Source organism: Hyphomicrobium sp. MC8b (assembly GCF_905067615.1).
Taxonomy (GTDB): domain Bacteria; phylum Pseudomonadota; class Alphaproteobacteria; order Rhizobiales; family Hyphomicrobiaceae; genus Hyphomicrobium_B.
On sequence record NZ_LR898465.1, the window covers coordinates 4079485 to 4099582 of the forward strand.

A 20098-nucleotide genomic window follows, 5' to 3' on the forward strand; every position below is an offset into this window, starting at 1 on the left:
GCCCTCCGTGGCCTGATCCGCGCTGGCGGAAGAGGTCAGGGGTGGCGGCCCGTCTAACAGATCGGATTGTATGGGTGCCTGACGCCGCTCGGCGTCAGGCGTTATTTATTAGCCGCGGAAGAGCGACAGGATGTTCTGGCTCGACTGGTTAGCGATGCTCAGTGCCTGAACACCGAGCTGCTGCTTGACCTGCAATGCCTGCAACTTTGTCGATTCCTGATTCATGTCAGCGTCAACCAACTGAGAGATACCGGTGGTGATCGAGTCCATCAGCGACGATACGAAGTCGGTCTGCAGATCGATACGCTTCTGCGCCGAGCCAAGGTTCGTAGCTGCCGTCGTCATGGACTGATAGGCAGCGTCGACGCCGGCGATGTAGCCGTTCAAGGTCGCCTGATCGGTCGGGCTGTCGGTCAGCGAGCTAATGTCGATGTTCATAACCGACGTACCACCCGTCGTCACAACGGCGCCCGTAGACGAACGCTGCGAGTCGAGGATGCCGCCCGCGCCAGAAGCGGTCGAGCTATCGAACAGGATTGACGTCGAAGTATCGACGCTGATTGTTCCGATAGAAACACTGCCGTCCGAGGCACGAGAGAACGACGAAACGATCGTCTTTGTCGCGCTGTAGCCAGAGCTCGACGAATCGACCGAAACCCAGTTCTCGCCCGAGAAGCTTGCTGAGGAAGCGATGCCCTTCAGCTGATCCTGGAGCTGCGTGATTTCCGATTGAATCTTCGTGCGGTCAACGCCCGGCGATGCGGCCGCAACGAGTTTGTCTTTGATCTGGCCGACGAGATCGATCGACTGGTTGATCGCGTTGTAGGCGACGTCAACAGTGCCCTTGCCAAGGCCGAGCGCGTCCTGCACGGTCGAGAGTGCCGAGTTGTCCGACTTCATCGTGGTCGCAATCGACCAATATGCTGCGTTATCCGAAGCGCTCGCGACCTTCAGGCCGGTCGAAATCGCGTTCTGCGTCGTCAGCAAATCTTTGGAAGTCTGCCGCAGCGACTGCAATGCAGTCATTGCGGAAATGTTGGTATTGATACTGCTCATGCCCATGTCCCTTGTCCTTTTACTCAGCACAAAACGCTACTGGGGACATACCGGATCTACCGGCTTGACAGATCGGCGTCATGCCTATGGCGCGTGTTCGCTGCCACCCTGTCATCGGCAAGATTGATAGACGAGAGTCGTTTCCTAATGGTTAATTTTGACGGTTAGAATGTTAATTATTTTGCTCGGAGGCGGATTCTTAATGACGCACGTCATCGAGCTAAGTGAATGATTTCACAAGTGCTCCGACGAGCAAGCTCCATCCGTCGACCAGCACGAAGAACAGCACCTTCAGCGGCAACGCGACGACGGTCGGCGGCATCATCATCATACCCATTGCGGTCATGATCGTCGCCACTACCAGATCTATGACGAGAAACGGCAGCGTCACCAAAAAGCCGATCTCAAACCCTCGGCGCAACTCAGAGACCATGAACGCAGGTATGAGCACGCGCAGGTCATCGGGACCCGCCTTGTTCTGCTCCCCGAAGCGTTCTGCAGACATCTGTTCGAACAGCGCGAGATCCTTGTCGCGCACATTCGCCTTCATGAACGTCCGGAAGGGCGCCGTCGTTCGCACGTAGCCATCCTGCTGGCTGATCTTGTTCTCGACCATTGGTTTGACGCCATTATCCCAGGCGTCCTGGAAGGTCGGGGCCATGACGAACAGCGTCATGAAGAGTGCGAGGCTGACGAGAATCATATTGTTCGGCGTCGTTTGCAGCCCAAGACCGGCGCGGAGGAATGAGAAGGCAATCAGGAATCTCGCGAACGATGTCACCATCATCAGCAAGCCGGGCGCGACCGACAGGACGGTCATCACGACAAGAAGCTGAACGATGCGGCCGGAAACGCTGGCGTCTCCCGCGGGAAAAAGCGTCTGGAGATCGATTGCCTGCGCGGCAGCCACGCTCGAAGACGCTGCCAAAAGGATCAGCGCGCACAGAATTTTCTTGATCATTCGAGCACCAATCCACCTATCAGAAGGCCCAGAATGGCGCCTCGGCCGCGGACACGTGCGCGATCATCGAGTTGCTCTCGCAAGTTCTGGAAGCCACGCACGCCCTGGATGTCGGCAAGGGAAAGGCCCTTCAGGTAGGCGATCACGTCTTCGCGGACCTCTCCGAGCAACGTTGTCGTTTGGGGCGTGCCGTGGACGACGATAATGGAGACATCGAGCCTGGCGCGGACCGCAGGCTCGGAATTCAAATCCGTAATGACCGACGGTATGGCCAGCTCTATGGCGTCGCCCGGGAACCGCCCAGCGATTGGTCCGGCCGGCGGCGGCGCTTTATCGGTTGGCCCAGAATTCTGAGGCGCAACGTCGGGCATTAGAAGGTAGCCGTAAGCGCCGCCGCCGCCGGCGCCGAGAACGATCGCGATAAGTGCCGCTATCACGAAGCCGCCGATGCCACCACCCGCGTTCGACTCGTCCTTTTTTCGCTTATCTTTTGCCACCTGGCTCTCTCCGCCGACCCGAGCCTTAGAAGGGCGAAAGATTATCGAGAATCTGCTGGCCGTAGGCGGGCTGCTGAATTTCCATGACACGGCCGCGGCCGCCATATGAAATTCGCGCTTCAGCAATTTTCTCGTAGGAGATCGTATTGTCGGTCGCGATGTCTCGTGGCCGAATGACGCCCTGCACATTCAGGACGCGTAATTCGAAGTTGACCCGCACTTCCTGCGAACCGCTGACGACGAGATTGCCGTTCGGCAACACCTGACTGACGACGGCGCCGACAAGAAGATTGATGTTTTCAGAGCGGTCGATGGAGCCTTTCGAGTCCGTCGCCGTGGTGCGATCGAGATTGCCATCGAGGCTGCCCGATCCGGTCGGTCCCGGTGCGCCGAAGCCAAAATTGAAATCTGCCGATGATTTCAGCCCAACGCTCGAATCACGTGAACGATTCAAATTGTTATCCAGCGACGCCTTATCGTTGATCTGGATTTTGACAGTGACGACGTCGCCGACCTTGAGGGCGCGTGCATCGCGAAAGAGGTCGGCGCCGGAATCCTGCCAGGTGGAGTTACCCGAATGATAGGCAACAGGTGTCACGGGAAGATTGACGTGCGCCGCCTGACCGGGAGCCAAGCCGCTTCCCATCGGGGACATTGCAGGTGCCTGCGAGACCTCACGCAATTGATCTATGGCACACGCGCCTAGCAGTAACGACAGCGACGCAGTCGCTGGAGCCACCCATCGAAATCTATTGCTGGGCATTGGCCTTGTGCTCCGGCTGAATTGCGAGTTCGCCGGCACCGGCGATAACAGCGGAGAGACGCGCCGCCTTCGCGACTTCCATCTCAGCTAGAATGGGGCTCGAAACTTTCGGTGCCAGCTTCGAAATGATTGCTGCGGATGTCATCTCGTCCATCGCCGCGAGCTGTCCCGCGGCGGCGTCCGGTTTCATCCGGCTGTAGATTTCAACGAGCGCGTCTGTAGCGTGCGCGACGAAATCCTCGCGCAGCTTCATCCAGCTTTTCAGGACCTCGGCCTTCGCATTGAGAAGCGCGATCCGGGCGTTAATTTCCTTCTGCGCCTTTTGAAGACCACGCGTCTGCTGAGCGATTTGGGCGGCCGACGTCGCATCGAGAATATTCGAGCAATACTGCTGCGCCGGGCTCAACTGCTGTTTGGTCGTCGGCGGGAGCGGCAGCGCGTCCACATCTGCGGCCTCGGATTTCTGAGCGCCTTCGGGCTTGGTGTCGTCTACCGCGATGCGGAACGAATAAGCGATCGGAGGCGTTTGCTCCGCCTTCTGCCGAAGCTCGTATGCGCGCTCGCTGCGATCGACGGGCGGACCAACCAGCGGATTGTGGATGCTTTCGGCCACTACCGGGATTGCGGTGGCTATGACAAGCAAACAGCCAACCGACCACGCCACGCCGCCGCGTTCGAGAAGTTTGCGTGCGATCAGAGATCTCATTGCACCACCAGTTCAGCTTGCAATGCGCCTGCCGTCTTCATGGCCTGCAGAATTGCGATGATCCCGATGGGCTTCAGCCCCATCTTATTCAGTGCGCTTACCAGCTCACGCAGATTAGCCCCCTGGAGCGTTGCGACCGTGCCGCCCGCTTCATTGACGTCAACCTGCGTATTGGGAACGACGACGGTCTGTCCACCTTGCGAGAACGGTAGCGGCTGCGACACTTGCGGTGTTTCGGTGACGCGAACGGTTATATTTCCGTGCGCGACGGCGACGGTCGAAATCTTCACTTCGCTGCCGATCACGATAGTTCCGGTTCGTTCGTCGATTACGACGCGCGCGGTCTGATCGGGATCGACTTCAAGTTCACCGAGTTCGGCCACTAGACGCGACGACAGGATATTCCGCGGTTTGCGTATCATCACGCTCTGCCAGTCGCGGGCGCGTGCGATCGGCATGCCGAAACGTTCTTTTGCGAAATCGTTGATAACGTCCATGACGCGCACGGCAGTCGTGAAGTCCGGATTGCGCAACTCGAACTCGAGCGGCATGCTTTCATCAAATGCGCCGGGGGCGTCTTGCTCAACAATCGCACCGTTGGGAATACGGCCGCGCGTCGGAATGCCGGACGTGATCGATTCCGCGGCGCCCTTCGCCAGATATCCCGAAATGGTGATCGGGCCTTGCGCAGCGGCGTAGATTTTTTGATCGGCGCCTGCAAGCGAGGTTAGAACCAGTGCGCCGCCAGCCAGAGATTTGGCATCGCCAATCGACGAGACCGTCACGTCGAAGCGTGATCCCTTCGAGGCGAACGGCGGAAGCTCAGCTGTTACCATAACCGCCGCGACGTTCCTCGTCCTCGGTTCGTATTGCGAGCCGCGAATATTCACGCCCATGCGATCGAGCATGGCCTGCACGGATTGCTGCGTGAAGGGCGAGTTACGGAGCGTATCGCCGGTTCCATTCAGGCCGACGACCAGACCATATCCGACGAGCTGGTTGGCGCGGATGCCTTTGAGATCAGTGATATCCTTGATCCGCGTAGCACCGGCACAGGCCGTCGCGGCAAGAAAATAAACCAGCGCGACAATCACCAATCTCATTGGTCATTCACCGCCAAGGTCTGATCAGGTTCGATACGCGCCTTGATGATGACGCCCGACTCGGGATTGCGGACATTGATAATTTCGCCGGCCGCACCCGACTGCAACGGAACACCGACGCCGACGATCGAGACGTATTTCGAATTGTAGACGAGCTTGTAGGTGCGGCCTTGCTTCACGAGATCTTCGGCGCGGATCGCCATCTCGGGGATGAGTTCGCCTGGCAGCAACGTGCGCCGTGCGATCCGGCCCAGCAGATCCTGTTCTCGCTCTCCAAAGACAGGCGGATTGCCGGGGTCGACGATCAGCTGACGCTCGATAAGATTCGTATCCGTTATCCGGTCGCCGGGATAAATGACGGCGCGCGGCACAAATACGGTTCGGCCGGGATCCTCCGCGCGCGCGTTGGACGCAAATGCGCACGCGGCGAGCAGCGTAAGTCCGAGCTGAACTGTCTTTTGTGTTTTGCGCCAAACGGACATCACCGAATGTCCTTCGTTATCACGTTATACATATCGTCGGCGGCCGAAATGACTTTGGAATTCATTTCATAGGCGCGCTGCGCGGTGATCAGCTCGGTGATTTCTTTGACGGGATCGACGTTCGAGCTTTCGAGATAACCCTGCTGGATCGTACCGAAGCCCGTATCACCTGGGGTGCCGAGAACAGGGGCACCGGACGCTTCCGTTTCCTGAAAGAGATTGCCGCCGAGTGGCGCGAGGCCGGTTTCGTTCGCGAAATTGGCGATGGCGAATTGCCCGAGGAGCTGCTGCGTTCCGCCGACAGTCGCATACACCTGGCCAACCGCGTTGACGGTGATGTCGGTCGCATTTTGCGGCACGGTAATATTTGGAATGACCAGGTTACCGTCGAGCGTGATGAGCTGGCCGGTGTTGCTACGGTTGAACGCGCCGTCGCGCGTATACAGGATTTCGTTGTTCTCGCCTTGGACCTGGAAGTAGCCACGACCGCTCAACGCAAGATCGTAATGGTTGTTCGTCGACGCGAGCGGACCCTGCGCAGAGAGATTGCGAATGGCGACCGTGCGGACGCCCAATCCGAGCGTGTTGCCTTCCGGGATAATAGTGTCGTCGTCACGGGCAAGCGTGCCTGCGGGGCGGTCGCTTTGGTAAAGCAAATCCGCAAACTCCGCACGCGAGCGTTTGAAGCCCGTCGTGTTGATATTGGCGACGTTGTTGGCGATCACCTCAACGTTCGTCTGCTGGGCAGACATGCCGGTCGCTGCAATCGAAAGTGCTCGCATAGCTTATATCCCTCAGATCTGCATCCGGCTGATTTCTTGGTATGCCGCAACGACCTTGTCGCGAACTGCAACGACGGTCCGAAGCGCCTGGTCTGCCTGCATTACGGCTTGCACCACTTGCTGCAGCGGTGCCTTGCCCTGCATGCCCGCAATCGCGGTCGTCTCACCCGTCTTGACGGTCGAAATCGCATCAGCGGCCATCGACGCCATGATCTGGGCAAAGTCGTTTTCGGGAACAGCCTGAGTCGCCGTTGTCGGCGTCGTTCCTGCTATTGGCTTCGAGGCCGTAACGCGGCTGATATCGGGCGACAGCATTGCAACGTTCAGGCTCATTAGGACCTCAGAAGATCAATGGTCATCGAGACGATTTCGCGAACCTGCTTGATGACTTGAGTGTTGGCGGTATAGGAGCGCGAGGCTTCGCGCATGTCGGCGAGCTCGGTCATCATGTCGACGTTGGGCATCTTTACGTAGCCCTTGGCGTCGGCCGCGGGATGGCCGGGCATATATTCGGTACGGAACGGAGCCTGATCGCGCGAAACATCTTCCACCTGTACGAGGTCGGTACCGCTCGCTTCGTCGGCGACCGATTCGAAGTTAACAGTCTTGCGCTGATAGGGATCGGCGCCAGCCGTCTTGCCGGTCGAGTCGGCGTTGGCGATGTTCTCCGACACGACACGCATGCGCGTCGATTGCGCGAAGAGACCGTTCGACGCGGCTCTCGTTGCGGCTATGAGCGGATCATTCATCGTTTAGCCTTTCGTCACCGATTGCAGCATGCGATCGAATGTTTTCATGATCTGGGTGTTGAGCGAGTAGCTGCGCATGACGTCGTTAGATTTCAGGAACTCCTGTTCCATATTGACGTCATTGCCGGAAACCAGAACCTCCGCCTGACCGTCGCCGTTGTCCTGATTGCTGATGGCGTCGAATTCGGGCGAGGAGAAATGCTGCGGGCTCGTTGCGGCCATCGGCACGGAGGTGCGCATTGCGGCATCGAAGCTTTCGACGTCCTTGGCTTTGTAGCCGGGCGTATTGGCATTGGCGATGTTCGATGAAATGACCGATTGGCGCTGCGCAAGCCACTCGTTCTGACGGAATGCGAGATTGAAGAGTTGCATCGGCTGCATGATCAAATCCTGGATAGCTCGTTATCTTTGTGCACGCGCTCGCTTGCGTAAGACTGGACAGAGCTCGAAACGTGCGACGTGCCAAAATGCGAACGTCAATTGAGACGAGCTTCGCCCAAAGCCTCATGAAGCCTGATTGTATTTTGGCTCGGGCCGACGGTATCACCTTCAAACGATATGTAAGTAATTTCGACAGCGGCCTCTTTGGCCTCCAGCATCAGGCGGAAATAGACGTGAACGGACTGATGGTGGAATTCCATATCGAGACAGACGCGCGGCAGGACGCCCCATTCCAGATAGACGTCGCCAGCGTGGCCGAAGCTCAGCGTTTCAGGCTTGAACGATAACTCGATCGACGATTGAACGAGCGAACCCACGCTCGCGATCTGCCCAGTCTTCAAATAACTGACGAGATCCGGCAGGTCGATCAATCGGAGATCGGTCGCCACGCTCCGAATGCTGTCTCCGAGAATCTTCTCACGAACCTGCGAATGATCGATGCGTATTGGAATCATCGACTGCTTTTCCCTTAGGCGCGAATGGTGCCCGCTCCATTCTTCCTGGCCTGGAGGCGAAGAAGAATTTGTGCAACCGCTTTGTAGAATTCGACGGGGATCATTTGATCCACTTCCACTTTTGCATACAGGGACCTTGCGAGAGCCTTGTCTTCTATGACTGGAATGTCATTTTCTTCAGCGATCCGACGAATTGACAAGGCAATAAGATCTTGTCCCTTCGCAACGACTCGCGGCGCACCGCCTTCTGAACGCACGTAACGAAGCGCGACGGCGAAATGCGTTGGATTCGCGATGACAAGAGTTGCGCGCGGGACGGACGACATCATTCGCTGTCGCAGGCGTGAACGAGCGATGGACAGGCGTTTTGCCTTGATATGTGGATCACCCTCCGCCTGTTTGCGCTCGTCTTTGACCTGTTGCGGCGCCATTCGCAGGGATCGCCGCCAAAGAATTTGAGCGACGGGATAATCGAAGATCAGAAGCGCAAACGACATCAGCGCAAGAGCGATCAGGAGGATAACGATGCTCTGTTGCGATAATTCCAATATAGCCGCCGGATCGTGCCAGATCGAATTCGTGAAGTCATGCCACAGATACATCAGGATGGCGCTGGTTATGATCGTGACGACGGACAATCGCAGCGAGAGCTTCAGAAACTCGACAAAACCGGAGGCGCTAAACAGGCGCTTGAAGCCTTTTGCCGGGGACAATCGGGAAATGTCCGGCATCACGCGCTTAAATATTAGTGCCGGCGTATTCTGAGCCACGGACGCGATCACGCCTGCCGCCGTGAATGTCAAAATGATCGGAGCGGTGATCGTCGCGGCTGTTTTTCCGACGACGTCGAAAAGCAAACCGAGATCGCCCCCGTTCTCGATGCGAATCGAGCCGGCATTAGCAAGCAACCCGCGCAACAGATCAGTGAAGTGAATAATGAACGTCTGGCCGAGCACGGCGATGACGAGAAGCGCACCAAGCAAGTAGGTAAAGTTCGTGGCTTCCCGCGACATGGGAACGTTGCCGTCGCCGCGCGCATCGTTCAGCCGTTTGTCAGTCGCTTCTTCTGTACGACTGTCTTTATCCTGTTCTTCGGCCACGGGCTCGTTCCCTCATTGGCCGATCTAGGCGGCCGCTCCGGAGATATCGATCAAACCATCGCCGGCGAGACGCAGAACCGAATCGACAATCGTCCGGCGCGCGTCGACGATATCGCGGGGAGGAACGTTTGCCGGGCTTTGCAATTCCGCTTCCGCCATACGGCGCGCGCGCGGCGCCAGGGCGGAGAGAACTTTGGTCTGCAGCTCTGCGTCGGTCCCCTGTAGCGCAAGGACCGTCCGCTCGACTGGAATGCCATCCATAAGAACTGTGAGCGCACGTGCAGGAAGCCGCAGCAGATCTTCGAACTTGAAGAGCATCTTGCGGATGGCTTCCGCGTCTTTGGGCTTGACGCTTGCCAGATATTCAAGCGCTTGGATCGACTCCTCTTTATCCATATTGTTGAGGATGCCGGCCAGCGAGACGTATTTGTCCGACGAGCGGCGATCGACGTCGAACAGCTCGTCATGCAAGCCGCTCTCCAGCGCCTCGACGACTTGCGGCGAGATCTGGCCCATGCCCAGGATGCGGTTCAGCAAGTCATTGCGCTTGGCGACGGGGAACGATTTCAAAAGCGCAGACGCGCGTTCGCTGCCGAGGCGATCGAGATAGTAGGCGGCAACTTGCGGAGATTGATTCTGGAAGTGTCCAACGATGATGTCATCGGGGAGCGCCGCCAGCTGAGCCCAGACGTCTTGTCGTGCGATGAACTGGTCGCTTGCATCACCGGACGACCTGTTTTCGGAGATGACATCCGTGACCAGGCGTCGGACATCCTCGGCGCGTCCGAGAAACGGTGCACCTTGCCCGAACTGGTTCTCGAATTCCTCAACGATGCCTTCGAGTTCGGCAGCGGTGATGGTCGGCATGATTTCAGCCGAGCGGACGAGAATATTCAGCTCTTCGGGATTGAACTTCTTCAGCAGACCACTGGCGCGCTGCTTGCCGAGTGCAAGAAGAAGAACGCCGACCTTTTCAGGTCCCGACAGGGCTCGCGAGTTTCCGGTTTGCATTGATGACGGGTCTCGCATCGAGCATCAGATACTATTATTTCGCTACGCCTGGAATCGCGCCGACCTGCGTCAGCACCACGCCGAACCGCGATGTTCCTTCGTTCAAAACGACCACCTCGCCGCGCGCGATCAGCCGGCCATTGACCAGAATATCGACGGGGTCGCCGACCATCTTGTCGAGTTTGACGACGGATCCTTTTGTGAGCTTCGCAAGGGTCGCCACCGGCATTTTCGCCGAACCGAGCACCACCTTCATCATGACCGGCAGGCCCATGATCATGGCGCTGTTATTGCCAAAATCCGACGCTGTCGATGGATCTGCCTCCGCCTGCGCGGGCTCGGCGATACCGGCGATTTGCCCAACACCGAATTCGGCAGCACCGGACATCGGCTGCTCGAAGGCGGCTTCTACCCCGTCGGGTGCATTGTCCGATTGGTCGATATCACTCGACATCATGGCAGATGATTTCCTTGCGCTAGCGCTTCCGGAGCTGATTTTATGAGTTGAAACATGCCGGAGCCTTGAGGTGTCGACGGATCAGAGGCCATAGAATTCATCAACCGCCTCTCTTTCATGATCGAATTCTTGATCGACGCGGAGGATCAAGCCGTTATCGCGCTTGCCAAGCTCGCACCAGAACAGCGGACTTTCGTCGGCGTCGAGGCGGACGCGAGACATGGATGAGAGTTGAAGCTCGATGACGGAGCCGACTTTGAACTTTTCGACTTCTCCGATCGCGATCGTGCGCTCTTCGAGCACGCCATTGAGCCCAATGAAGGCGCGGGCGATCTCTTCGGCAAGTTGCCTCGACCACACTGGATCGTCGTCCGTGTCCGGGCGGCTCGACGCCGGGCTGGCCACTTCTCCGGGGACAGCCGTCACGAGCAAATCGCGAATGGTTTCGAGTGCGGCCTGCGGGATGACGACTGTCACCTGACCTTCGTGGCCGTCATACTCCAGCGCAAGCCGCGCCGCGATCACTGGCGATGACGGGCCGAGGTTGGGTTCGAGCTCTATCTTTTCGACGATGTCGCCGACATCGAAATCGACGTCGGCAAGAATGGAAAAGGCGTTCGTCAACGCCCGTGAGACGCGACGAAACAGAACGCGCAAAACGTTAGCGTCGGTGCGTGTCGGCTTGCGCTTCGGGAGGCCGGTGCGCGGGATGCTTTCGCTGCCCGTCGCGGCCTCGACGAAAAGTAGGCTGATGTCCGGATCGGCGATGAAATATAGCCAACTTCGCCATCTTTCGGCTCGAACCACGCCCGCGAATGCACCAGCGGGAAGCGTACACGTATCATCGATCGTCGAAGCAAAAAGCTCGATGAGGCGAACGCGCAACGGAATGTGCGAAAGACTGCCGACTTCCTCAGCCATGATGCGCGGCAACTGGCCAAAAATCATTTGCAGGCCGGGAAGACGATCCGGCCGGTTTTGGCCGGCCGAAAGCGCCCGTTCCAGTGATTTTTCAGATTCCCGCAGCGATAGCGTCGCTTCCAATAGCGCGTCATCCGACATGATGGCCGCCCCAAATTTGCGTTTCGACGCAGACAGGCGACCGGCCGATCAGAGTGCGGAGCAGTCGCGTGTTCATTACGCCGCCTTTCTGTCCTGGCCTGAAGTTGCGCCACCGCCCATCGTCGCGGCCTCAACCTCGTTGATCGTCGGACGCTCGTACGCGGAGATCGCCTTACGGCCGTGCTCGATCGCGACCTGGGGCATGGCTCCGTTCATGAACGCTAGGAGCGACTGCTTGACGATGACGTAAGACCGCAACTTCTTATCGCGAATGATCTTCACCTTCGTCGCCAGCGGTCCGACGACCGCATACGAAAAGAAGATACCGGCGAACGTGCCGACCAGAGCGGACGCAATGAGGTGTCCGAGAATTTCCGGAGACTGGTCGATTGCGCCCATCGCCTTCACGACACCCAGGACGGCCGCGACGATGCCGAGCGCCGGCAAGCCATCGCCGACTGCGACGAGCGCGTGATAGGCCTTCATCTTGTCGTGACGTACCGTCTCGATCTCTTCATCCATCAGGGCTTCGATTTCGTGCGTACGCGCGTTGCCCATGATGATGAGACGAAAATAATCGCAGATGAAAGTCGTCAATTCTTCGTTGGCAAGCACCGTCGGCGCACGTTTGAAAACTTCAGACTCGTTCGGCGCATCGATAATCATTTCCATTTCGGCGCGCGATTTATCGCGCAGCTCGCGCATCATGAAGAAGAGCAGGGCGAGAACCTCAATGTTCTCGTCTTTGGTCGGCGTGCTGCTCTTGAAGGCCTCAATCGTCGCCTTCCCGGCATCCTTGATGACTTTCATCGGATTGGCGACCACGAACGTGCCTAGCGCCGCACCCATGATGATGACGTATTCCCAGGGCTGCCAGATGACCAGCACGTGGCCGCCCATGGCCGCGAAGCCGCCTAGCATACAGGCGAGAGTGATAAACAGGCCGACGATAATGGTCACGTGAGCTTCCCGGAGCGGATTCTAACCGTAGCCATAAGGGGCGCTTTGGCTTGCGTGGGACTTGTCCCTCCGTATCGGGGCGCGCACGTCCTTTGAGTCAGCCCGCCACAAGTTCTTGAGGCTAGCCTTTCCCCAAAGCTGGTCCTGACAGAATCGATTCACGGCATGCAATCCAATATCTACGTCGCTCTTTCTGCCCAGTTGTCGCTGCAGCGGCGCCTCGACACGCTGGCAAATAATGTCGCCAACGTGAATACCGTCGGCTATCGCGGCGAAGAGGTCTCTTTTGAGGAGCTTGTCTCGCAGCCAGGCAAGGAGTCTGTGAGCTTCGTCTCGAAAGGCGAAAATCACATATCGACCAAGACAGGCGAAATCACGCAGACCGGCAATCCCCTTGACGTCGCCATCCGTGGCGACTCGTGGCTTGCCATCCAGACACCGAGCGGAGTTGTCTATACGCGCGACGGCCGTATGCAGATGAATAAGGAAGGCGTTTTGACAACACTTGAGGGCTATCCAGTCCTCGATGCGGGTGGTGTTCCGGTTCAGCTCAACCCTGATGACCCGCCGCCGACGATCAACAAGGCCGGCACGATTGAGCAGGCGGGCAACAATCTTGGGGCGCTTGGCCTTTATACGATGCCGCCGGGCGCCCGGCTGACGCGCGCCGAAGGTGTCGCCGTTACTTCCGATATCCAGCCGGTTGCTGAACTCGATTTCCTTCATAACGGCGTGTTGCAAGGCTACGTCGAGAAATCAAACGTCAATCCTATTCTCGAGATGACGCACCTCATCACCCTGCAGCGGAATTTCCAGGGTGTCAGCACCATGCTGAGCGATACCGAAACGTCGCTGACGGATGCCCTGAAGACGATTGCGGGCTCGTGATGAAGCGCCAGGAGCATCATCGGTGAGCGCGAGCGCTGCAACGGCATTCGATCGCTTGGACCTTCTGATGGCAACCGCTGCCGCGCGGTCGCCTGCGCATCGCGTTTCCGGCCGCGTGGTTCGTATCAGCACGACGTATCTCGTCGTTGCGGGCCTTTCGAAATTCGTGTCGCTCGGGGATTGCGTATCGATTTCCGGCATCGGCGGCACAATCCTCGCCGAAGTTGCGACGATCGAAAGCCAGACAATCAACGTCACGCCGTTTATCGCCGACCATCGAATCGAACTCGGCGCGCGCGTTACGACGATGTCCGGGCAGCTGTCGCTGTCACCGGATGAATCCTGGCTTGGCCGCACGGTCAACGCGTTGGGCGAGCCCATCGATGACGCCGGTCCGCTCGTTCGCGGGGAGCGTGCTTATGCGGTTCAAGGTTCGCCGCCATCGCCGTTGCGTCGGAATAGGTTAGGAACTCCGCTGACGACGGGCGTCAAAGCCATCGACCTTTTCACGCCCATCTGCGCCGGGCAGCGCATCGGCATCTTTGCAGGCTCTGGCGTCGGCAAGTCGACACTGCTTGCGATGTTGAGCCGCGCACCTTCGAGCGACGTCACAGTCCTAGCGCTCGTCGGCGAACGAAGCCGCGAAGTCCGCGATTTTCTTGACGATACGCTCGGCGCGACGCGCTCACAGGTGGTCTCAGTCGTCGCGACGTCCGACGAAAGCCCGATGATGCGTCGCCTCGCGCCCAGCGCCGCCATGTGCATCGCCGAATATTACCGCGACCGCGGCAAGACCGTGCTGCTCATCATCGACTCGCTGACACGATACGCGCATGCCATGCGTGAACTGGCGCTGGCCGCCGATGAGCCGCCCGTTGCGCGCGGTTACCCGCCGAGCGTCTTCAGCAATCTGCCGAGGTTACTCGAACGGGCTGGACCGGGCGAAGCCGGCGCCGGAACGATCACAGCCATTTTGTCCGTTCTCGTGGACGGCGACGATCATAACGATCCGATCGCCGACGCAACGCGCGGCATCCTCGACGGGCACATCGTCCTCGATCGCAGCATCGCGAGCCAGGGCAGGCTGCCCGCGCTCGATCCGCTGGCCTCACTTTCGCGGCTCGCGCCGAAGATCAGGACAAAGAACCAGACGCAATTTGTGACGCAATTGATCGAAGTGATTTCGCGCTACGAAGACACCAGAGATCTTCGCGCGATCGGCGGCTATAAGGCGGGTAGCGATTTGACCCTCGACAAAGCCATGGAAATCGTGCCGCGCGTTTACGATGCTATGAAACAATCTCTCGACGAAGATCCTGTCGATGACGTCTATACGTATCTTTCTCAGGTTCTCCAGGGCGGGCAACGGCAGCACACCGCATCGCGCTAAAGTTTTGTTCGCTGCCGGCCAAACAACGTTCTGACCTCGGAGCGCGGCGACAATGGTAAGTTCAACTGAAAATATCGGCCGCTTGGTCGCGAACGAAGTCCTTCTGCAGGCAGAGAGGCAGCTGCTTCAAAATCGCGACAAATCAGGACAGCAGCCAACGGACAAGCAGCCGACCGCTACTCCCGTGCCAATTTCGCATAACGAGAAGGCGGTTTCCTCAGTCCTGCTGACATTACTCGACGAGCAGCTCGACGCCCGGCTGGCGACCTCAGCGGACGGGTTCCGAACGCAGGCGCCGACACAGCAGCCTGCTGGCGATACGGCAACGGGAGCGAGCCGGGTCGCGGCGCAATATGCCGAAGCTGACGCCGTATTCAGGCCGGACGTGCCGACCGAGCAACGCCTCCTCCCGACCGATGCGACCAATCAGCAGATGCTACTGGCTGCGGCTTCGCCTGAATTGCGAATGGCGATGCAAAGCGCGTTCTTTTCCGCGGCTGTACGTGCGCAAACCGAGACCGAAGAGACCGCCGGTCGCAAGGGCCGGCGGGGTAAGCCTGAGACAGGCACAAATGGCACCGTTCTTATTCGGATCGGATTGGCAGGCGTCGCCGGTCTCGCCTTGGCAATTTTGCTTGCGGCCGGTTTGGCGCGGTAGCCGCTTCAGCCTTCAAGGTCTCAACCCGTGCGCAACTGGGGTTCGGGCTCGACAAATTTGCGGTCCGAATTGTTCGACCGCTTGTCGTTATCATCGTGATTGCGGCCGGACGGCGGATCGGCCATGTGGGACAGAAGCGATAGCATCACTTGATCGCTACCGATGGGCGACAGCTGCGGTACGCTGACATCGGTAGAAGCCATGCGCAAGATGGACCGCGAGGGGTTGCTTGCCGTCACTGATCCCGACGATGGGACGGCGGCTGATGAACTTGCAATCGCCGAAGCGCTTGCGGCCGCGGCCATGGCGGCAATCCCGGCGCTCGCACCTTGGGCGGCCGGATTTCCCTGGCCAAACCATGCGACCTCCTGGAGGCGCCGCTGCACCAGACCATCCACGACGTTGCCGCCTGCCTTGTTGTATTGCAGGAAGAGTGACCGCGCTTTATCGAGATCGCCGCTGGCAACGGCTTCTCCAAGTCCGCTCTTCGACCAAGCCGTTCCGGCGTTGTATGTCAGCGATGTCAGAGCGGCCTTGCTGCCCTCGTCGAGATTGGGCGCGAACTTATCGACGAATTCCGCGGCTTTTTGCACTTCAGACGAGAAGCGGCGATCGGCTTCAGCCTTGTCGATGACTTCGCCGGCAAAGCGTGCGCGTGTGCCGTAGCCATTCGAATTCTGCGCGTAATCCCACCGGGCTTCCGCGGTATAGCCTTCGAACTGCTTTATGGCATCAAGATAGCTGGGATCGACCATACGGGGATGCTTGCCACGCCGAGCTTGCGGCAAGCTGGTGTCACGACGCGAGCGGGCAAAACAAGCGTTCGCTAGCGACGCGAACGCGCAACGTCTCGCAGTACGCTGGCTTCGAGTTGTACTTCGTCCAGACGATGCTTCAGCACGTCACCGATGCTGATCAGGCCGACGACCTTGCCATCAACAACGACGGGCAAATGCCGAATGCGCCGTTGCGTCATGACATTGGCAACGGCAGCAACGCGATCGTCGGGCGCGCAGGTTACGACCGAACGGGTCATCAAATTAGCGACGCGCATTTGCGGCAGGTCGATGCCGAACTCGTCGATGCCGCGGGCGAGATCTCGTTCCGAGATGATGCCCTGCAAGCCGCCCTTGTCGTCCAGGACCAACATCGCACCGACTTGCTCTTTCCTGAAACTGTGGGCGAGCGCGCGCATCGTGGCGTTTGCCTCGATCGTCTTGATCGCCGATCCCTTCGATTTCAGAATGTCCGAGACCTTCATCTCGTCGCTCCAATCCAATCCTGTAAGGCCGCTGCAATTGCTTGCGTGCAACCGATATATAGCCTCGAGAAGGTCCGCCCGATCCTCAGACGTCAGCGGATCGTGAGGGCTGCGATCGCGCCCCGTCAGCAGGCTCGTCAGATTGTCAATGAGAACCGAGTCCTCGCTGAAGGCCGGGCTCTCACGGCAAAACGCGCTTCGCGTCGTGATGACCGGAAAGTCCGAGGCCTTTGCAGCCTGAGCGCCGCGACGACCGCCCTCGATCACGAGACTGTGCTTGGGATCGCAGCCGAGACTGGAGCGGACCTCGGCGTAAAGCCGGGCGCATTCGCCCTTGCCGCTCTTGTCCCCTGAGACAACAACGTCGAACAGCTGTCGGCCACGATCACCGAACAAAGTCTTCAATAGCCGCTCGGTATCGCGAGGCTCGAGAAGAGAGACGAGAACTAGGCGCAGACCGTCGCTGCGCGCAGCAATGATCAGATCACGGATGCCTGGGCGCGGCTCGACGACCATCGACGACAGCATTTCTCCGAAGACCTTGGAGGCGCGCCGATGCATCGCCTGAATGAGGAGGGTGAAATCCTCGGTCTCAGGCTTTCCGCGGAGGAAAGCGCGCACGTAATGAGCCATGCGGGCCTCACCACTGCCGAGTTTTGCGGTCAGCGCGAACCCTTCACGATCGCACGACCAATCAAATCCGGCCTCTGAAAAGACCTGTGCAAATGCCCTCCTGCGGACGTCTTCCGTTTCAGCGAGAGCACCGTCTGCTCGGATGATGATCGCCTGCAGCGTCATCGTTCAACTATGATCCAATCTCGATTCAAATATGCGTTTCTAGGTATCCCGAGTCACGATGGCCGCCAACGCGACGTAAGGTCTGAGATGCAGCCTTGAGCTTGGCGCAATTGCGCTGCGGCATGGGCGGTCGGCTGACGTTGCAGCGCAACAGCGTTATGTCAGAAGCTCACCGGAAAGCCACGGCAGCGAGCGTCGCAGAGCCGACAGCGTCGATGTTTCAAGCGACGATTTACAGGCCTTTGTCAGATCGCGCGGCAAGGTGCCGAGCTCCAGCCGGCGACTGACCAGCGTTAACGTTCTCTTAAGCTGGGGGCCCGGCAGGGCGGCAGCTCGAATATCGCGATTTTCAAGGGCCGCTTCGGCGATACAGATCGGCGTCGAAATCGCGAAGCCCTTGCCGCGGGCTACCATATCGCTCACACCGAAGGGCGTATCGAATTCCAGCCCCTGTGGAAAATCAATATTGAGACGGCGGAGATAGCGCTCGATGTCGATGCCGGTCTTGGACCGAGCGCTATAACGAATAAAGGGGAGCTTGCCGGCGAGCGCCGCCAGATCTGTGACCGTCCGCGGGATTTTATGCCGCGCCGGCAGCACCAATATATACGGCTCGGTCACGAGTTCGTGACGATCGAAGCCCTCGATGTCGCTCATGTCATCCACGCCAATGAAAAGGTCGAGATTGCGTGTCAGCAGCGCACCGGCATGCGTGGCGGTCAGGCCGGACTGCACCGAGACCTGATCCGCGTGGTTGACCAGAAACGAGGCGATCGGGCCGGTCAGCGCCCGCGACAGACTATCCACGAGGCCGGCGCGAATGAGGGCCAGCCGGCCCTTCGCCGTGTGGCGAATAACGGTTGCGAGCTGACGTGCTTCCGACACCAGCGCCGACGCCCGCTGTCGCATGATCTCACCGGCCGGCGTCAGCGCTAAGGGCCGGACGCTGCGGTCGAAGAGCTTCACGCCCATGCGCGCTTCAAGGTCGGCGACCGCCTGAGATACGGCCGGCTGCGTCAGCGAAAGCTTCTTTGCGGCAAGCGCCATCGAGCGGGCATCGCAAACGCCCAGAAATGCTTCAAGAGCGTGAAGATCAAAGGGCAGTCTGTTCGAGCGCGTAGCCATGGCCCGGCAGAATAAGATTTTCTTATATTAACGTCAATCAGCGACTGATTTATAAGAAAACAAGTTGATACGGCGCATCTTCCTAGCGCCGGGATCGTCGAGACAAACCGCAGATACGGCCATGTTCAGCTCAGATCGGTACTCGATTTTTTCCGTCCTTGCGGAGGCGCTGCGCGGCCAGACCGGCTGGAAGCCGGCATGGCGCAAGGCCACCCCGAAGCCTTCCTATGACATCGTCATCGTCGGCGGCGGCGGCCATGGCCTCGCCACTGCATATTACCTCGCGAAGAGGTATGGCAACGCCAACGTCGCCGTCATCGAAAAGGGCTGGATCGGCGGCGGCAACGTCGGCCGCAACACGACGATCGTCCGCTCGAACTATCTGCTGCCAGGCAACATTCCCTTCTACGAGACCAGCATGAAGCTCTGGGAAGGGCTCGAGCAGGATCTCAATTATAACGCCATGGTTTCGCAGCGTGGCGTCCTCAACCTCTACCATTCGGATGCCCAGCGCGATGCTTATGCGCGGCGCGGCAATGCCATGCGCCTGCACGGCGTGGACTCCGAACTTTTGGATCTCGATGCCGTTCGCGCGATGTATCCCTGGCTCAACTACGACAACGCGCGCTTTCCGATTAAAGGCGGTCTCATTCAGCGGCGCGGCGGCACGGTGCGCCATGACGCGGTCGCATGGGGATACGCTCGGGGTGCGGATCGTCTCGGGGTTGACATCATCGAAAATGCGGAAGTCACGGGATTTAGGATCGAGAACGGCAAGATCGGCGGCGTCGAGACGACGCGCGGATTTATCGGCGCGAACAAGGTCGGCTTAGCTGTGGCCGGCAATTCATCGCGCGTAGCCGGTCTTGCGGGAATGATGCTGCCGATCGAAAGCCACGTGCTGCAAGCCTTCGTCTCGGAAGGCATCAAGCCGTTCATCGACGGCGTCGTTACGTTCGGCGCAGGGCATTTCTATATCAGCCAATCGGACAAGGGCGGCCTGGTCTTCGGCGGCGATATCGACGGTTATAATTCTTATGCGCAGCGGGGTAACCTTCCGGTCGTCGAGGATGTTCTCGAAGGCGGGATGGCGCTGATGCCGCGGATCGGACGCGTACGTCTCCTGCGTTCGTGGGGCGGCATCATGGACATGAGCATGGACGGCTCGCCGATCATCGATCGGACGCCCATCGAAGGCCTCTATTTCAATGGCGGATGGTGCTACGGCGGCTTCAAGGCGACGCCGGCATCTGGACTGTGCTTCGCGCATCTCTTAGCACGCGACGAACCGCATGAGGTTGCGAAAGCCTATCGCCTCGATCGCTTCCGCACCGGCCACATGATCGACGAGAAGGGCATGGGCAATCAGCCCAACCTGCACTGAAGGCGAGCC

The 20098-nt window shown here is 58.9% G+C and carries 24 protein-coding genes; 4 read left to right on the top strand and 20 right to left on the bottom strand.

What is annotated here, in order from left to right; all coding sequences use genetic code 11:
* Positions 1-108: 108 nt before the first annotated feature.
* From ACLB1Z_RS19545 to motA, 17 genes are all read right to left on the bottom strand, one after another.
* On the bottom strand, positions 109-1062 hold the full coding sequence (locus tag ACLB1Z_RS19545; protein ID WP_409561330.1) for a flagellin: 954 nt from the start codon (positions 1060-1062) through the stop codon (positions 109-111).
* A 214-nt stretch (positions 1063-1276) separates the two neighbouring features.
* Entirely contained in the window at positions 1277-2017 is a 741-nt protein-coding gene (fliP, locus tag ACLB1Z_RS19550) for a flagellar type III secretion system pore protein FliP (RefSeq protein ID WP_409561331.1), read from the bottom strand.
* Complete coding sequence (locus ACLB1Z_RS19555; RefSeq protein ID WP_409561332.1) at positions 2014-2514, bottom strand: flagellar basal body-associated FliL family protein; 501 nt, start codon at positions 2512-2514, stop codon at positions 2014-2016. Before ACLB1Z_RS19555 ends, fliP begins: the two co-directional genes overlap by 4 nt.
* 25 nt (positions 2515-2539) lie before the next feature.
* Complete coding sequence (gene flgH / locus ACLB1Z_RS19560) at positions 2540-3277, bottom strand: flagellar basal body L-ring protein FlgH (protein WP_409561333.1); 738 nt, start codon at positions 3275-3277, stop codon at positions 2540-2542.
* Positions 3264-3983 carry a MotE family protein gene (locus ACLB1Z_RS19565; protein ID WP_409561334.1) on the bottom strand — a complete coding sequence of 240 codons (720 nt, stop codon included), beginning with the start codon at positions 3981-3983 and terminating at the stop codon, positions 3264-3266. Before ACLB1Z_RS19565 ends, flgH begins: the two co-directional genes overlap by 14 nt.
* Positions 3980-5086, bottom strand: coding sequence for a flagellar basal body P-ring protein FlgI (locus ACLB1Z_RS19570; RefSeq protein WP_409561335.1), 1107 nt, complete (start codon positions 5084-5086; stop codon positions 3980-3982). Before ACLB1Z_RS19570 ends, ACLB1Z_RS19565 begins: the two co-directional genes overlap by 4 nt.
* Complete coding sequence (flgA, locus tag ACLB1Z_RS19575) at positions 5083-5568, bottom strand: flagellar basal body P-ring formation chaperone FlgA (RefSeq protein ID WP_409561336.1); 486 nt, start codon at positions 5566-5568, stop codon at positions 5083-5085. The genes ACLB1Z_RS19570 and flgA overlap by 4 nt, the downstream gene beginning before the upstream one ends.
* Entirely contained in the window at positions 5568-6350 is a 783-nt protein-coding gene (gene flgG, locus ACLB1Z_RS19580; protein ID WP_409561337.1) for a flagellar basal-body rod protein FlgG, read from the bottom strand. The genes flgA and flgG overlap by 1 nt, the downstream gene beginning before the upstream one ends.
* Before the next feature lie 12 nt (positions 6351-6362).
* On the bottom strand, positions 6363-6683 hold the full coding sequence (locus ACLB1Z_RS19585) for a flagellar hook-basal body complex protein FliE (protein ID WP_409561338.1): 321 nt from the start codon (positions 6681-6683) through the stop codon (positions 6363-6365).
* Positions 6683-7099 carry a flagellar basal body rod protein FlgC gene (gene flgC, locus ACLB1Z_RS19590; RefSeq protein ID WP_013949943.1) on the bottom strand — a complete coding sequence of 139 codons (417 nt, stop codon included), beginning with the start codon at positions 7097-7099 and terminating at the stop codon, positions 6683-6685. The genes ACLB1Z_RS19585 and flgC overlap by 1 nt, the downstream gene beginning before the upstream one ends.
* Before the next feature lie 3 nt (positions 7100-7102).
* Entirely contained in the window at positions 7103-7480 is a 378-nt protein-coding gene (locus tag ACLB1Z_RS19595) for a flagellar basal body protein (RefSeq protein ID WP_409561339.1), read from the bottom strand.
* 95 nt (positions 7481-7575) lie between these two features.
* Positions 7576-7995, bottom strand: coding sequence for a hypothetical protein (locus ACLB1Z_RS19600; protein WP_013949945.1), 420 nt, complete (start codon positions 7993-7995; stop codon positions 7576-7578).
* Between the two features lie 14 nt (positions 7996-8009).
* Positions 8010-9095 carry a flagellar biosynthesis protein FlhB gene (locus tag ACLB1Z_RS19605; protein WP_409561340.1) on the bottom strand — a complete coding sequence of 362 codons (1086 nt, stop codon included), beginning with the start codon at positions 9093-9095 and terminating at the stop codon, positions 8010-8012.
* Between the two features lie 24 nt (positions 9096-9119).
* A complete protein-coding gene (locus ACLB1Z_RS19610) occupies positions 9120-10106 on the bottom strand; it encodes a FliG C-terminal domain-containing protein (RefSeq protein WP_409561341.1) in 987 nt (328 codons plus the stop codon).
* A gap of 34 nt (positions 10107-10140) precedes the next feature.
* On the bottom strand, positions 10141-10563 hold the full coding sequence (fliN, locus tag ACLB1Z_RS19615; RefSeq protein WP_409561342.1) for a flagellar motor switch protein FliN: 423 nt from the start codon (positions 10561-10563) through the stop codon (positions 10141-10143).
* An 81-nt stretch (positions 10564-10644) separates the two neighbouring features.
* Positions 10645-11625, bottom strand: a complete 981-nt coding sequence (locus tag ACLB1Z_RS19620) for a FliM/FliN family flagellar motor switch protein (RefSeq protein ID WP_409561343.1) — start codon at positions 11623-11625, stop codon at positions 10645-10647.
* Positions 11626-11700: 75 nt separating this feature from the next.
* A complete protein-coding gene (gene motA, locus ACLB1Z_RS19625) occupies positions 11701-12585 on the bottom strand; it encodes a flagellar motor stator protein MotA (protein WP_409561344.1) in 885 nt (294 codons plus the stop codon).
* Between the two features lie 165 nt (positions 12586-12750).
* Between motA and flgF the strand changes: the two genes are divergently transcribed.
* From flgF to ACLB1Z_RS19640, 3 genes are read left to right on the top strand one after another with little or no spacing between them, the layout of a single operon-like run.
* Positions 12751-13473, top strand: a complete 723-nt coding sequence (flgF, locus tag ACLB1Z_RS19630; RefSeq protein ID WP_409561345.1) for a flagellar basal-body rod protein FlgF — start codon at positions 12751-12753, stop codon at positions 13471-13473.
* Between the two features lie 22 nt (positions 13474-13495).
* Positions 13496-14863 carry a FliI/YscN family ATPase gene (locus ACLB1Z_RS19635; protein ID WP_409561346.1) on the top strand — a complete coding sequence of 456 codons (1368 nt, stop codon included), beginning with the start codon at positions 13496-13498 and terminating at the stop codon, positions 14861-14863.
* Between the two features lie 52 nt (positions 14864-14915).
* The gene (locus ACLB1Z_RS19640; RefSeq protein ID WP_409561347.1) at positions 14916-15521 is read left to right on the top strand and encodes a hypothetical protein; all 606 of its coding nucleotides are present in this window, start codon (positions 14916-14918) and stop codon (positions 15519-15521) included.
* Positions 15522-15541: 20 nt separating this feature from the next.
* On the opposite strand, the gene ACLB1Z_RS19645 is transcribed toward ACLB1Z_RS19640, so the two are convergent.
* The 3 genes from ACLB1Z_RS19645 to ACLB1Z_RS19655 all read right to left on the bottom strand — a co-directional run bounded on the left by ACLB1Z_RS19645 (position 15542) and on the right by ACLB1Z_RS19655 (position 18705).
* Complete coding sequence (locus ACLB1Z_RS19645) at positions 15542-16276, bottom strand: lysozyme (protein ID WP_409561348.1); 735 nt, start codon at positions 16274-16276, stop codon at positions 15542-15544.
* A 71-nt stretch (positions 16277-16347) separates the two neighbouring features.
* The gene (locus tag ACLB1Z_RS19650) at positions 16348-17580 is read right to left on the bottom strand and encodes a CBS domain-containing protein (protein ID WP_409561349.1); all 1233 of its coding nucleotides are present in this window, start codon (positions 17578-17580) and stop codon (positions 16348-16350) included.
* A 156-nt stretch (positions 17581-17736) separates the two neighbouring features.
* The gene (locus ACLB1Z_RS19655) at positions 17737-18705 is read right to left on the bottom strand and encodes a LysR family transcriptional regulator (protein ID WP_409561350.1); all 969 of its coding nucleotides are present in this window, start codon (positions 18703-18705) and stop codon (positions 17737-17739) included.
* A 121-nt stretch (positions 18706-18826) separates the two neighbouring features.
* Here ACLB1Z_RS19655 and ACLB1Z_RS19660 point away from each other — a divergent pair, with 121 nt between their 5' ends.
* Complete coding sequence (locus ACLB1Z_RS19660; RefSeq protein WP_409561351.1) at positions 18827-20089, top strand: sarcosine oxidase subunit beta family protein; 1263 nt, start codon at positions 18827-18829, stop codon at positions 20087-20089.
* Positions 20090-20098: the final 9 nt, after the last annotated feature.

What these genes read in the sequence shown, in the direction of transcription:
- ACLB1Z_RS19570 (WP_409561335.1), bottom strand. Translation starts at nt 5,086, where the DNA reads ATGAGATTGGTGATTGTCGCGCTGGTTTATTTTCTTGCCGCGACGGCC.
- ACLB1Z_RS19655 (WP_409561350.1), bottom strand. Translation starts at nt 18,705, where the DNA reads ATGGCTACGCGCTCGAACAGACTGCCCTTTGATCTTCACGCTCTTGAA.
- ACLB1Z_RS19645 (WP_409561348.1), bottom strand. Translation starts at nt 16,276, where the DNA reads ATGGTCGATCCCAGCTATCTTGATGCCATAAAGCAGTTCGAAGGCTAT.
- flgH (WP_409561333.1), bottom strand. Translation starts at nt 3,277, where the DNA reads ATGCCCAGCAATAGATTTCGATGGGTGGCTCCAGCGACTGCGTCGCTG.
- ACLB1Z_RS19565 (WP_409561334.1), bottom strand. Translation starts at nt 3,983, where the DNA reads ATGAGATCTCTGATCGCACGCAAACTTCTCGAACGCGGCGGCGTGGCG.
- ACLB1Z_RS19545 (WP_409561330.1), bottom strand. Translation starts at nt 1,062, where the DNA reads ATGGGCATGAGCAGTATCAATACCAACATTTCCGCAATGACTGCATTG.
- ACLB1Z_RS19640 (WP_409561347.1), top strand. Translation starts at nt 14,916, where the DNA reads ATGGTAAGTTCAACTGAAAATATCGGCCGCTTGGTCGCGAACGAAGTC.
- ACLB1Z_RS19610 (WP_409561341.1), bottom strand. Translation starts at nt 10,106, where the DNA reads ATGCAAACCGGAAACTCGCGAGCCCTGTCGGGACCTGAAAAGGTCGGC.
- ACLB1Z_RS19585 (WP_409561338.1), bottom strand. Translation starts at nt 6,683, where the DNA reads ATGAGCCTGAACGTTGCAATGCTGTCGCCCGATATCAGCCGCGTTACG.
- fliP (WP_409561331.1), bottom strand. Translation starts at nt 2,017, where the DNA reads ATGATCAAGAAAATTCTGTGCGCGCTGATCCTTTTGGCAGCGTCTTCG.
- flgC (WP_013949943.1), bottom strand. Translation starts at nt 7,099, where the DNA reads ATGAATGATCCGCTCATAGCCGCAACGAGAGCCGCGTCGAACGGTCTC.
- flgG (WP_409561337.1), bottom strand. Translation starts at nt 6,350, where the DNA reads ATGCGAGCACTTTCGATTGCAGCGACCGGCATGTCTGCCCAGCAGACG.
- ACLB1Z_RS19650 (WP_409561349.1), bottom strand. Translation starts at nt 17,580, where the DNA reads ATGACGCTGCAGGCGATCATCATCCGAGCAGACGGTGCTCTCGCTGAA.
- flgF (WP_409561345.1), top strand. Translation starts at nt 12,751, where the DNA reads ATGCAATCCAATATCTACGTCGCTCTTTCTGCCCAGTTGTCGCTGCAG.
- ACLB1Z_RS19595 (WP_409561339.1), bottom strand. Translation starts at nt 7,480, where the DNA reads ATGCAGCCGATGCAACTCTTCAATCTCGCATTCCGTCAGAACGAGTGG.
- ACLB1Z_RS19620 (WP_409561343.1), bottom strand. Translation starts at nt 11,625, where the DNA reads ATGTCGGATGACGCGCTATTGGAAGCGACGCTATCGCTGCGGGAATCT.
- ACLB1Z_RS19600 (WP_013949945.1), bottom strand. Translation starts at nt 7,995, where the DNA reads ATGATTCCAATACGCATCGATCATTCGCAGGTTCGTGAGAAGATTCTC.
- ACLB1Z_RS19660 (WP_409561351.1), top strand. Translation starts at nt 18,827, where the DNA reads ATGTTCAGCTCAGATCGGTACTCGATTTTTTCCGTCCTTGCGGAGGCG.
- flgA (WP_409561336.1), bottom strand. Translation starts at nt 5,568, where the DNA reads ATGTCCGTTTGGCGCAAAACACAAAAGACAGTTCAGCTCGGACTTACG.
- fliN (WP_409561342.1), bottom strand. Translation starts at nt 10,563, where the DNA reads ATGATGTCGAGTGATATCGACCAATCGGACAATGCACCCGACGGGGTA.